Source organism: Pseudomonas sp. ADAK2, assembly GCF_012935755.1.
Lineage (GTDB): Bacteria > Pseudomonadota > Gammaproteobacteria > Pseudomonadales > Pseudomonadaceae > Aquipseudomonas.
The window spans coordinates 377,311-389,116 of sequence record NZ_CP052862.1 but is presented as its reverse complement, the minus strand read 5'-3'; the positions used below and the strand labels follow the sequence as shown (position 1 = coordinate 389,116).

Sequence of the window (11,806 nt, the reverse complement as noted above, 5' to 3'; positions counted from 1 at the left end):
GGAGCAACACATGGGTTTTCTCGCCGGTAAGCGCGTACTGATCGTCGGTGTCGCCAGCAAGCTGTCCATCGCATCCGGCATCGCTGCCGCCATGCATCGCGAGGGCGCTGAGCTTGCCTTCACTTATCAGAACGACAAACTGAAAGGTCGTGTTGAAGAATTCGCACAAGGCTGGGGCTCGAGCCCTGAGCTGTGCTTCCCGTGCGACGTGGCCAGCGATGAAGAAATCGCCAAGGTCTTCGAAGCATTGAGCAAGAAGTGGGATGGCCTGGACGTGATCGTTCACTCCGTCGGCTTCGCCCCGGGCGACCAACTGGACGGCGACTTCACCGAAGCCACCACCCGTGAAGGTTTCCGCATCGCTCACGACATCAGCGCCTACAGCTTCGTGGCCCTGGCCAAGGCTGGCCGCGAAATGATGAAAGGCCGCAACGGCAGCCTGCTGACCCTGTCGTACCTGGGCGCCGAGCGCACCATGCCGAACTACAACGTAATGGGCATGGCCAAGGCTTCCCTGGAAGCTGGCGTACGTTACCTGGCCGGCTCCCTGGGCCCGGACGGCACCCGCGTCAACGCGGTATCGGCTGGCCCGATCCGCACTCTCGCCGCTTCCGGCATCAAGAACTTCCGCAAGATGCTGGCCGCCAACGAAGCGCAAACCCCGCTGCGTCGTAACGTCACCATCGACGAAGTCGGCAACGCCGGCGCCTTCCTGTGCTCGGACCTGGCGTCCGGCATCAGCGGCGAAATCATGTACGTAGACGGTGGTTTCAACACCACTGCGATGGGCAATATCGAAGAGTGATCTTTGGTTAGCGCCTGAAAAAAACCCGCCTCTTCTGGCGGGTTTTTTTATGGGTTCAAGATCAAACACCGCGCAAACAACTGTTGAATCGGCTGCGTTCGCTGGCTGTAACGCTGCAACAACACAATCTCCCGGTAAAACGTCAACTCGCCCAACCGAATCACTCGCACCTTCGCCCCATACTCCACCCACAACCCCGACTCCGGCAGCAAAGAAACCCCCAACCCGCATTCGACCATTTTCACGATGGCTTCCAGCTCATCCAGCTCCAACCCAACCTGTACATCAATCTGCTGTTCCCGTAGAAACCGCGTCACCAGGCGTCCACCGAACGAGTTGCGGTCGTAGCGCACATGAGGATGCTCGGCGAGTATCTGTAACGGATCTTCACCTTCTAGATCTACCGGCACGATCAGCACAAACGGCTCCTTGCGAATGACCTGCGCCGACAATTCCTTGGGCAGCTCGAATGGCGGCTTGATCAGGATCGCCAAGTCCACTTCGCCGGTGTCCACCTGACTCAGCAGGTTCAGCGATACCCCCGGCACCAGTTTCGGTTCCAGCAAGGGCGCCTGTTGCCGCAACCGCAATAACGCCTGAGGCAGCAAACCGGTCTGCACCGTGGCCACCGCGCCGATCTTCAGTTCGCCGCGATACTCGCTGACGTCATCACTGACCGCCATGCGGGCGAAGGTTTCCAGCATCTCCCGCGCCATCGGCAATGCCCGCTGCCCTGCCGCGTTGAGCAGCGCCTGGCGCCCAGTGCGATCGAACAGGCGAATGCCCAGCGCCTGTTCCAGGTTACGGATCTGCGCGCTGACCGCCGATTGCGTGAGGCCGATGTGCATGCCTGCCGCGGCGAACGTGCCGTAACGGGTCACCGCGATAAAGGTTTTCAGTTCACGCAACATAACCGCCACCACTGATCGAAATAATTTGAGCTCGACGCAAAAATTATCGTCTTTTAATCAAAAAGCACAGGACTAAACTCAGCTTCAACTTCCGACCGTTGAGGATCTACCGATGCAGCTCTCCCCTTTCCACCTGGCGATTCCGGTGTATGACCTGGCGGCCGCGCGCAGCTTTTACGGCGACGTGTTCGGTCTGGAAGAAGGCCGCTCCAGCGATCATTGGGTGGATTTCAACTTTTTCGGCCATCAACTGGTGATTCACCTGGCGCCGAAGAACGCCTCGCAAGAAGCCGCTCACACCAATGCCGTGGATGGCCACAACGTGCCGGTGCCGCACTTTGGCGTGGTCTTGGGCATGCCGGAGTGGGAAGCCCTGGCCGAGCGTTTGCAATCGCTCGGTACGCAGTTTGTGATCGAACCGGGCATTCGTTTTCAGGGGCTGGTGGGCGAACAAGCGACGATGTTTCTCTTCGACCCCTGCGGCAATGCCCTGGAGTTCAAGGCGTTCAAGGACATCAGCCAGTTGTTCGCCAAATGATCCGCCCTGCGCTGGACGCCACCGCCCTCAGTGAGGCGGTGCTTGATGGCCAGGCAAAAGTCACGGCCGTTGCCCAGTCCTTTCTGGAACGCATTGAAACCCTGGAACCTGATATCCAGGCGTTCGTTTCGTTCAAGCCGCTGCAAGTGCGCCTGCAAGCCACGCTGCACAATGGCCGGGGTTTGCTGGCCGGCGTGCCGGTGGGCGTGAAAGACATCTTCGACACGGCCGATCATCCGACGCAGTTCTTTTCACCGATCTACGCCGACCACCAGCCGTCCCGGGACGCCCACGTGGTGACCCTGCTGCGCGAGGCCGGCGCGCTGATCATGGGCAAGACCCACACCACCGAATTTGCCTACATGCACACCGGCCCGACGCGCAATCCGCATGACCTGTCGCGCACACCGGGCAGTTCCAGCGCCGGTTCGGCGGCCGGGATGGCGGCGGATTTTTTTGCCATTGCACTGGGTACCCAAACGGCCGGATCGCTGCTGAAACCGGCGGCTTACTGCGGCTTGTTCGCCCTCAAGCCGTCGTTCGGGCTGGTGTCGCTCGAAGGCGTGAAACCGCTGGCGCCGAGCTTCGACACCGTGGGCTGGTACGGTCGCTCGGTGCGGGACTTGAATCTCGTGGCGCGGGTGTTGATTCCCGGTTTCGCAGCCCCTGAAATTGAACAACGCCCTTTGCGTTTGGGGTTCTATCGCACCGCGCGTTGGGACCAAGTCGATCCAGAGGTGGCCCACGCTCTGGAAAAGGCCCTTGAGCATTTGCGCAGCGCCGGCCATCAAGTCAGCGAAGTGCAACTGCCGGACGAGTTTGCCGGAGTGTTCGATGACCACCAGTTGATCAACGATTGCGAGGGCGCGCGCTCATTGGCGAAGGAGTTCCAGCAACACCGAACACTGTTGAGCCCATCGACGCTGGCGATGTTCGACCGCGCGACAGCCACCACATGGGAGCAGGAGTCCGCGGCCAAGGCGCGGTTGGCGGCACTTGCACCGCTTTTGCACGAGCGCTGCCAACCCTTCGACGCCATGCTCGGCCCTTGCTGCGGGATCGTCGCGCCGCAGGGCCTGGAAAGCACCGGGCCATCGGATTTCATCAAGTTCTGGGGGGCGTTCGGTTGGCCGCAGGTGAATATCCCGCTGCCTCGCGCCGAAGGGTTGTTGCCGATTGGATTACAGATGATCGGCCGCTTCAGGGATGACGGCTCGCTGTTAGGAGTGGCCGAACGGGTGGCCGCCGACCTGCTCGCCGACCGCCGCCAATAGGCCTTCCACGGTTTGGTGCAGCGCCGGATGAAACTCGATCTGGCGCACACTGAAGCGAATGTCATAACCGCGATGCACCGTGGCGTTGCGCTCGTCGAGCATCTCTTCGAGCCGCGCGCGGATGGCGCCGATCTCCACGGCGTTGGCACCGGTCAGCAATGCGGCAAATTCGTCGCTGCCCATGCGGCCAATCACATCGCTTTCGCGAAAGGCGATGCGCAACACATCGGCGAAGGTCTTCAGGGCATCATCGCCTTCGGCGCGACCGTACAGGTAGTTGATGTGTTTGAAGTGATCAAGGTCGAAAAACAGCAAGGTCGCCGGTTTGCCCATCCGCAAGCAGGCGTCCAGGCCTCGTTGAGCCAAGGCATCGAAGCCGTGGCGATTGGGCAGCAGCGTCAGTTCGTCCATGCTTGCCACCTGCACCGCCGTCAGTTCCTGCTCGGCCTGACGCGCCAGCTCACGCAGCAGTTCGCGCTCCTGCAGTGCAGTGTCCGGGCCGTGCAAGGTGTCAGTGCAAGTACCCGGTTTGATCGGTTTGCCTGGAACCAGCATGTGTCACTCCTGTGGGGATATATACGTTAGAGCCGCACATACCCGGTTTGACTCCTAATTAACCCGCCGTTGGTCAGATGCCTGCTACCGGGCACGGTCCTCCGGCGTCCGCCCAGAGCTTGAATTGCGTGACAAAGATGTCGTGCGGCACCGGCACTGGCGCCCGATTGCCACCCGGATTCCAGCCCCAGAGCACCAGTTTGTCGTCGCTGACGTGCTTGATCAGCGCCGCGAAATCCCGGTCACCGTTGCTGGAGCGATCCTTGATCATTGCGCAGAGTTTGTCGGGTGGCAGTCCGATCCAGGCCATTTTGTGCGCCGCCGGCGGCAGGCTCCAGTGCGGCGCCCCCGGTGGTGCGTGGGGGCCGTAACTGGCCGGCGGGTTGTTTTCCGCGTGGCAGGTGGCGCAGGGCAAACCGGCGGCGCCCTTACCGTCCATGCCGCGCACCACGTTCATCGCATGCGGGATGCCGGCGTCGAACTGCAACGGCGAATCGCCGGGGATATGACAGTTCTGGCAGCGCGGGCTCTGGAAGACCTTCTGCACGGTGCCGAAGGCTTCCAGTGCCGCCTGATTGTCCGCCGCGAACAGGTCTGAGGCGTAGCCGGACAGACCCACCAGCACCACCGCCCCAAGAATCAAATGTCGTCTCATGTCACACCCCCGACAGTAGCAACGGCAGCTCGCGCAGGCGCTGCCCGGTCAGGGCGAACACCGCGTTGGCCACCGCTGGCGCCACGGGCGGCACACCGGCCTCGCCGATGCCGCCGGGTTTGTCGGTGCTGGGCACGATGTGCACTTCCACCACCGGCATTTCGTTGAGTCGCAGCACCTGATAGTCGTGATAGTTGGACTGCACCACCTGGCCGTCCTTGAAGGTCAGCTTGCTGTGCAGCGCAAAGCCCAGACCGAAGGTGACGCAGGATTCCATCTGCGCCGCGATGCTCTGCGGGTTGACCGCGATGCCGCAATCCACCGCACACACCACCCGGTGCACGCGAATCTTCAGGTTGTCCTCGGACACTTCGGCGACATGGGCGACGTAGCTGCCGAACGATTCATGCACCGCCACACCCAACGCATGGCCGTCCGGCAGCGGCGCGTTCCTGTTGGCTTTCTCGACCGCCAGGTTCAGTACGCCGAGGTGCCGCGGATGGTCCTTGAGCAGCGTTCGTCGGTACTCCACCGGGTCCTTGCCGGCCGCCTCGGCCAGTTCGTCGATCAACGATTCCATGACGAAGGCGTTGTGACTGTGCCCCACCGAACGCAGCCATAGCACGCTGATGCCGGTCTTCGGTGAATGCAGCTCGACCTGATGATTGGCCAGTTTTTCCAGGTAAGGACTGTCGGCCACGCCTTCGACCGAGGTCTTGTCGACGCCGTCCTTGACCATGGTCGCGGCGAACGCCGTGCCGTCCATGATCGACTGGCCGACCATCACATGTTTCCAGGCCAGCGGCATGCCGTCGGCGTCCAGGCCGATGTTCGCCTGATGCAGGAACATCGAGCGGTAATAGCCGCCGCGTATGTCGTCCTCACGGGACCACACGGTTTTCACCGGCATGCCGGCAGCCTTGGCCACTTGCACCGCTTCGGCGACAAAGTCCGAGGTCGGGTTGGCCCGTCGGCCGAAGCCGCCACCGAGGAATTCGGTGTGGATTTCCACTTGTTCGGGTTTGAGCCCGGTGATCTTGCCCGCGATCATTTGATCAAGGGTCTGGAACTGGGTGCCGGTCCAGATTTCGCACTTGTCCGCGGTGATTTTCACCGTGCAGTTGAGCGGTTCCATCGGCGCATGAGCCAGGTACGGCACGCTGTATTCGACGTCGATGGTTTTCGCCGCTTTCTTCAGCGTCGCTGCTGTATCCCCGGCCTGACTGGCCGGCATGCCGGGGGTAGCGGCGAGTTGGCGGAAGCTTTCCAGCAGTTTCACGCTGTCGAGCCCGGTGTTCGGCCCCAGGTTCCAGTCGATTTTCAGCGCATCGCGCCCCAATTTCGCCGCCCAGTAATGATCGGCAATCACCGCCACGCCCGTGGGCACTTGCACCACTTTGTGTACGCCGGGCACCGCCAGCGCCTCGGCGCCTTCGAAGGATTTGACGCTGCCGCCGAACACTGGCGAACGGGCGACCATGGCGGTCATCAGGCCGTCGAACTGCACGTCCATGCCGAACTTGGCACGGCCGGTGATTTTCTCCGGGGTGTCGAGGCGCGGGGTCGGTTTGCCGATGATCTTCCAGTCCTTGGCTTCCTTGAACTTGATCGAGGCTGGATCCGGCACCGGCAGCTTGCCGGCATCGTCCGCCAGTTCGCCGTAAGTCGCGCGCTTGTCGCCAGCGATGACCACGCCCGATTCGGTGCGAATCCCGGACGGGGCGACATTGAAGCGTTTGGCCGCGGCGTCGATCAACATCAGGCGCGCAGCGGCACCTGCCTGGCGATAGCGGTCGAACTCCATCCAGGTCGAGGTCGAGCCGCCGGTAATCTGCATGCCACCAAACCCGGCCAAACCGTAGTCCTTGGCCGAGGCCGGGGAGTGTTCGACGCGGATTTTCGACCAGTCGGCGTCCAGTTCTTCGGCGATCAGCATGGTCAGGCCGGTCCAGATGCCCTGGCCCATCTCCGAATGGCCCAGCAGCATGGTCACGCTGTTGTCGTTGCTGATGCGCAGGAAGGCATTGGGCGCGAAAGCGTTGCCCTGGTTCTCGGCACCCGAGGCAAAGCGATGGCCGCCGGGGATGACAAACGCCACCACCAGCCCACCGCCGAGCACGGCGCTGCCCTTGAGAAAACCGCGACGTGAAACAGGATTGAGGCTGTTCATTGCGATGACTCCCCTCGACGTGGCATCAACCGATCTCCGCGGCGCGTTTGACCGCCGCGCGAATCCTTGGGTAAGTGCCGCAGCGGCAGATATTGCCGGACAGTGCCTGGTCGATATCGTCGTCGGTGGGTTTGGGGATTTTCGCCAACAGCGCGGCGGCGGACATGATCTGCCCCGACTGGCAATAACCGCACTGCACCACGTCGAGTTCGGCCCAGGCTTGCTGCACCGGATGGGTACCGTCGGTGGACAGGCCTTCGATGGTGAGGATTTTTTGCCCATGGGCCACGGCGGTGGCCGGGGTGATGCAGGCACGCATTGGCGCGCCATCGACATGCACGGTGCAGGCACCGCACTGGGCCATGCCGCAGCCGAACTTGGTGCCGGTCAGGTGCGCGACATCGCGCAGGACCCACAGCAGCGGCATGTCCGCGGGGACATCCAGCGCCTGGTCCTTGCCATTGATATTGAGGGTCAACATGTGTGGATTTCCTCAGACTCACGGTGTTCTGAAGGGGCGCCGCTGTGGTGATACAAGACCTACGCGCGCCTCGGGTTATCCATACAGCTAAGCGCAGATTGACCTGGCGGCCAGCTTCTGCGACCACCGGTCACCCGGAGGTTGAAGACGGATGCGACTTTGTAGCAGCTGTCGAGCACCGCGAGGCAGCGTTCGGCGGCGAAGCCGTCGTGAAATCAAGCGACGCGGTGTATCAGGTAGACCGTGTGCATTGGGTTTACGACGGCTTCGCCGCCGAACGCTGCCTCGCGGTGCTCGACAGCTGCTACACGTGCGGCGTTGTTAGAAATCGGTGGACTCAGAGAGTTTGCGCCAGGTGTTCAATTCACCGGTGACGAACTCGATCTTCGCCTGGATGTAACGCACCGAATCCGTACCCAACGGCAGGCGCAGTGGCGGGTTTTCAGCCTCGACCAAGGTGATCATCGCCTGAGCCAGTTTCTCCGGGTCCCCGGGCTGTTGCTGATTCACAGCCTTCGCCAGTTTGCGCACCTCCCCGGCAGTCGAGGCGTAGTCGGCAATCGTTTCCGGAGATTCGACCAGGGAATTGGTATCAAGGAAATCGGTGCGGAAGTAGCCCGGCTCAACCACCGTCACCTTGACGCCCAGCGGCGCCAGTTCGCCGTGCAAGGCTTCGCTCAGGGCTTCGACGGCAAACTTGGTCGAGCAGTAAACGCCGTAGCCCGGCGCCGACTGAAAACCGCCCACCGAAGAGATGTTGATCACATGACCGCTGCGGGCGGCGCGCATGTGCGGCAACACGCCACGGGTGACATTCAGCAGGCCGAAGACGTTGGTTTCGTAGAGCCGCTTGATCTCATCGCCGCTCGCCTCTTCCACCGCGCCGAGCAAGCCGAAACCGGCGTTGTTGACCAGCACGTCGATGCGCCCGAAATGTTCGATGGCGGCCTGGGCAACGGCGACGCCCTGGGCTTCATGGGTGACGTCGAGGGTGGCGGCCAGCAAGCCCGGTTGATCGCCAAAGCGCTGAATGATGGTGCTGGCGTCACGCGCCGTGGCGACTACCGCATCACCGTTGGCCAGCGCGGCGGCGACGATTTTGGCGCCGATGCCACGGGAGGCGCCGGTGACCAGCCAGACACGTTTGAAAGTTTGCGGAGCGCTCATGATCGATACCTTGTGTGGGTTGGGGATGTGCTCAAGGTACGCAGGAAGATTGGTCGGAAAAATGCCCTCGTGTTACAAGCACTATGAAACGCTCTTTCATAATGGCGCTCTTTCGATGAACCATGACCCGTTCGACGGCTTGACCGAATTCCTCGCGGTGGCCGAGCACAAAAGCTTCACCCTCGCCGCCACTCGCCTGGCGGTCACGCCGACCGCCGTCAGCCATGCGATCAAGCTGCTGGAGCGGCGCACCGGTGTGCTGTTGTTCCAGCGCACCACTCGACGCGTGGCGTTGACCGAGGCCGGCGCCAGTCTGTTTGCGCGACTGCGCCCGGCAGCCAGTGAAATCGATGAAGCGCTGGCAGTGCTCAGCGGCTTTCGCGATCAACCCATGGGCACCCTGCGCCTCACCGCGCCACGGCTGTCCGGCGCATTGTTGATCGAGCCGCTGATCCCGCTGTTTCGCCAGGCCTACCCGCAGGTCACCCTGGATATTTCCCTGGACGACGCCACGGTGGACTTGATGGCGGGCGGCTTCGATGCCGGGATCCGGCTCGGCGAGTCAATCGAGAAAGACATGGTCGCCGTGCGCCTGACGCCGGACTTGCAATGGTCGGTGGTGGGCTCCCCGGCGTATTTCGCCAAGGCCGGCCAACCCGCCAGCCCTGAAGAACTGACCCGCCATGAGTGCATCGGTTTTCGCTTCTCGACCTCGGGCAATGCTCATCGCTGGGAGTTTCGCCGCGACCGTCGCGACTTCACCGTAGGGGTTGCCGGTGGCGTGATCGTCAATGACCGCAAACTGCTGGTGGCTGCGGCCCGGGATGGTTTAGGCCTGGCCTATGCCTGCGACCTGGAGATTGCCGACGAACTGGCCGATGGACGCCTGCAACGGGTGCTGCAGCCGTTTGTGCCGCTCAGTTCCGGGTTGTACCTGTACTTCCCGAGTCGCACCCAGACGCAGCCGAAGTTACGGGCGTTTATCGACATGGCCACTCGCTGGATTGCCGAACAAGATGGCCTCGGCGCTAAACCCTTGGCTTGAGCAGGATGCCGGTATAACGCGTCAAAAACAGCCCGAACGCCGTACACCAGAGTAGCGCCGACAGCCCGAGCCCGACTCCCGAGAACGGAACGAGCAACACTCGACACAGGCCGGCGAACACCAGCAAGACAAACCCCAGCACCACAGTTTTCGAGGGCTGGAGCAAGCGGCCGGTATGACCCAGGCTGACCCGGGCAATCATCGCCAGGATCAGTCCGCCAATCCCGCCGACCGCCAGCGCATGGGTGGCCAGGCTCTGTTGCGGCATCCACCCGGCATGCCACAGCGCCATGGCCAGTGTCCCTGCGACCAGCCAGGCGTAGGCCAGGTACAGCGACCACAGCAGCGGCACTCGCCAGATACCCCGGTCGTGCCAGCGCCATAAGCGCAATAGGTGCACACCGCCAAGCAGCAGGTACAACGCGGCCAGCCATCCCCTTGGCGTATCGTTCAAACCAGCGGCAAACGACAGCGCGGCCAGCATCCCGCCCAGCAACAATACGCGGGTGGCCAGTGGATGAGTCGCTGCGGGCGCGGGGCGATTCAAACCGCGTTGAATGAAGAATGGAATCACCCGCCCGCCAATCATGCTCATCAGCGCCGCCACCAGCCACAAGGCTGCCAACACGCCATGGCGCTGGAATCCGACGTCATCGGTCAGGATTCCCCACAGCGTCATCATCTGGCAACCGGCCAGCAACGTGATCATTAGCAGGATCGGATAGTTTTCGCGCTTGCGCGCCGCCAGCAGATCCCGTCCCAGACACCACGCCAGCAAGGGCAGAAACGGTAGCTGCATCGTCAGCAAAACCATTGGCGAGATCGGCAGCCACCAGGCCAGGCGCGCGATCAGCCACACCGACACCAGGCCGATCAATGGCCAACCGCTGAGTCCCGCCCTTCCCGTCCAGTTCGGCACCGCCGTCAGCAGGAACCCGGCGATGATCGCCGTGGCGAAACCGAAAGGCATTTCATGCCGATGCCAGGCCAGCATCCCACCGATCGGTTGCGCACCGGGCAAGCGGCCGTATAACCACAGTGCCCAGACCGCCACGGCCAGCGCGGCAAACCCGGCGCCCGCGAGAAAGAACGGTCGAAATCCAAGACTGAACGCCGGTGACGCCGCCAGTGTGCGCATCAAGCCACTGCCCCGATCATGTGGGTTGCCAACCGATGTTGGGCGAGCAGTCGCATCACGTAGCCGATTTTCAGCAGGGTCGGACCGAGGATGGTCATGGCGTGCATCGAGACCTGTACCGCAATTGGCAAGGGCCCGACGTGCAGGTAAGCGCCGTAGATGCCCACCAAAAGCAGCATCAGGCCGAGGCCGAGCACTTTGCTCGACAGGTGCAGGACGTGTTGTGGATGGCTGAAGAAATCGAACATTTTTCCGTACTCCCGAAGTCGATCAGTTGTACGTTTTCTCTTCCAAAAGCCGTGCCATGTTTTATACGGCGTTAAATCAACGGCTTGGCTGTCACGCAGTCAATATGACCCAGCCCCATTATTGTCTTAATGACTCCACTTAAAGTCATAACGACTACAACTCTCCAAATCATCACGCCCAACCGCCTAAAAGCAAACCAATATCATTTGCGCAGCCACTGACCATTTGGTTTAATCGCGACCAATTCTTATTTGCACCGAGGGCGTACGTCGCCCATGGACATGTGCTCACAATGACGGTCGCCGATTCCTCCAGCGTTCAGAACCTCTACCTCGCTCATCACCGCTGGTTGCATGAGTTGTTGCGTCGACGCTTGAATAACGCCTTCGATGCCGCAGACCTGGCGCATGACACGTTTATCCGGGTGCTCAAACGTCCGCCGGCGTTCGACTGCGAAAGCCGTGAGCGCTCCTACCTGGCGACCATCGCCCGGGGCTTGTGCATCGATCACTGGCGCCGCCGTCAGTTGGAACAGGCCTGGCTCGAGACCCTGGCCGCGCGTCCGCAAGCCGTGCAACCCTCGCCGGAGCAACGGGCGATCATCGTCGAAACCCTCTACGAAGTGGACGCCATGCTGCAACGGCTGCCCGCGCGGGTGCGCGATGCGTTCATTCTGGCCCAAGTGCATGGCCTGCCTTACCGCGCCATCGCCGAGGAAATCGGTGTGTGCGAACGCATGGTGAAGAAGTACCTGGCCCAGGCATTGATGCATTGCGCGATGCTGGAGGCCGAGCTCGACGGCCTGCTGATCGAGTAAC

General features: G+C 62.0%; 13 protein-coding genes. 5 read left to right on the top strand and 8 right to left on the bottom strand.

The window, feature by feature from the left end:
• Positions 1–10 precede the first annotated feature (10 nt).
• The gene (fabI, locus tag HKK52_RS01895) at positions 11–805 is read left to right on the top strand and encodes an enoyl-ACP reductase FabI (protein ID WP_169369080.1); all 795 of its coding nucleotides are present in this window, start codon (positions 11–13) and stop codon (positions 803–805) included.
• A gap of 47 nt (positions 806–852) precedes the next feature.
• Here fabI and HKK52_RS01890 read toward each other — a convergent pair whose 3' ends face one another.
• On the bottom strand, positions 853–1,716 hold the full coding sequence (locus HKK52_RS01890; RefSeq protein WP_169369079.1) for a LysR family transcriptional regulator: 864 nt from the start codon (positions 1,714–1,716) through the stop codon (positions 853–855).
• A 112-nt stretch (positions 1,717–1,828) separates the two neighbouring features.
• Between HKK52_RS01890 and HKK52_RS01885 the strand changes: the two genes are divergently transcribed.
• Complete coding sequence (locus tag HKK52_RS01885; protein ID WP_169369078.1) at positions 1,829–2,254, top strand: VOC family protein; 426 nt, start codon at positions 1,829–1,831, stop codon at positions 2,252–2,254.
• Positions 2,251–3,528, top strand: coding sequence for an amidase (locus HKK52_RS01880; protein ID WP_169369077.1), 1,278 nt, complete (start codon positions 2,251–2,253; stop codon positions 3,526–3,528). The genes HKK52_RS01885 and HKK52_RS01880 overlap by 4 nt, the downstream gene beginning before the upstream one ends.
• Here the strand turns inward: HKK52_RS01880 and HKK52_RS01875 are convergent.
• The 5 genes from HKK52_RS01875 to HKK52_RS01855 all read right to left on the bottom strand — a co-directional run bounded on the left by HKK52_RS01875 (position 3,475) and on the right by HKK52_RS01855 (position 8,556).
• Entirely contained in the window at positions 3,475–4,083 is a 609-nt protein-coding gene (locus tag HKK52_RS01875; RefSeq protein ID WP_169369076.1) for a GGDEF domain-containing protein, read from the bottom strand. The two genes, HKK52_RS01880 and HKK52_RS01875, sit on opposite strands and share 54 nt — an antisense overlap.
• A 73-nt stretch (positions 4,084–4,156) precedes the next feature.
• Positions 4,157–4,738, bottom strand: a complete 582-nt coding sequence (locus HKK52_RS01870) for a hypothetical protein (RefSeq protein ID WP_169369075.1) — start codon at positions 4,736–4,738, stop codon at positions 4,157–4,159.
• Between the two features lies 1 nt (position 4,739).
• Entirely contained in the window at positions 4,740–6,908 is a 2,169-nt protein-coding gene (locus HKK52_RS01865; RefSeq protein WP_169369074.1) for a xanthine dehydrogenase family protein molybdopterin-binding subunit, read from the bottom strand.
• A gap of 25 nt (positions 6,909–6,933) precedes the next feature.
• Positions 6,934–7,389, bottom strand: coding sequence for a (2Fe-2S)-binding protein (locus tag HKK52_RS01860; protein ID WP_169369073.1), 456 nt, complete (start codon positions 7,387–7,389; stop codon positions 6,934–6,936).
• A 321-nt stretch (positions 7,390–7,710) separates the two neighbouring features.
• The gene (locus HKK52_RS01855; protein ID WP_169369072.1) at positions 7,711–8,556 is read right to left on the bottom strand and encodes an oxidoreductase; all 846 of its coding nucleotides are present in this window, start codon (positions 8,554–8,556) and stop codon (positions 7,711–7,713) included.
• A gap of 115 nt (positions 8,557–8,671) precedes the next feature.
• Between HKK52_RS01855 and HKK52_RS01850 the strand changes: the two genes are divergently transcribed.
• A complete protein-coding gene (locus HKK52_RS01850) occupies positions 8,672–9,601 on the top strand; it encodes a LysR family transcriptional regulator (protein ID WP_169369071.1) in 930 nt (309 codons plus the stop codon).
• Here the strand turns inward: HKK52_RS01850 and HKK52_RS01845 are convergent.
• Positions 9,585–10,739 carry an NnrS family protein gene (locus tag HKK52_RS01845; protein WP_169369070.1) on the bottom strand — a complete coding sequence of 385 codons (1,155 nt, stop codon included), beginning with the start codon at positions 10,737–10,739 and terminating at the stop codon, positions 9,585–9,587. The genes HKK52_RS01850 and HKK52_RS01845 overlap by 17 nt on opposite strands.
• Entirely contained in the window at positions 10,739–10,987 is a 249-nt protein-coding gene (locus HKK52_RS01840; protein ID WP_169369069.1) for a transmembrane sensor/regulator PpyR, read from the bottom strand. The genes HKK52_RS01845 and HKK52_RS01840 overlap by 1 nt, the downstream gene beginning before the upstream one ends.
• Before the next feature lie 293 nt (positions 10,988–11,280).
• On the opposite strand from HKK52_RS01840, the gene HKK52_RS01835 reads away from it, so the two are divergent.
• Complete coding sequence (locus HKK52_RS01835) at positions 11,281–11,805, top strand: sigma-70 family RNA polymerase sigma factor (protein WP_169369068.1); 525 nt, start codon at positions 11,281–11,283, stop codon at positions 11,803–11,805.
• Position 11,806 lies beyond the last annotated feature (1 nt).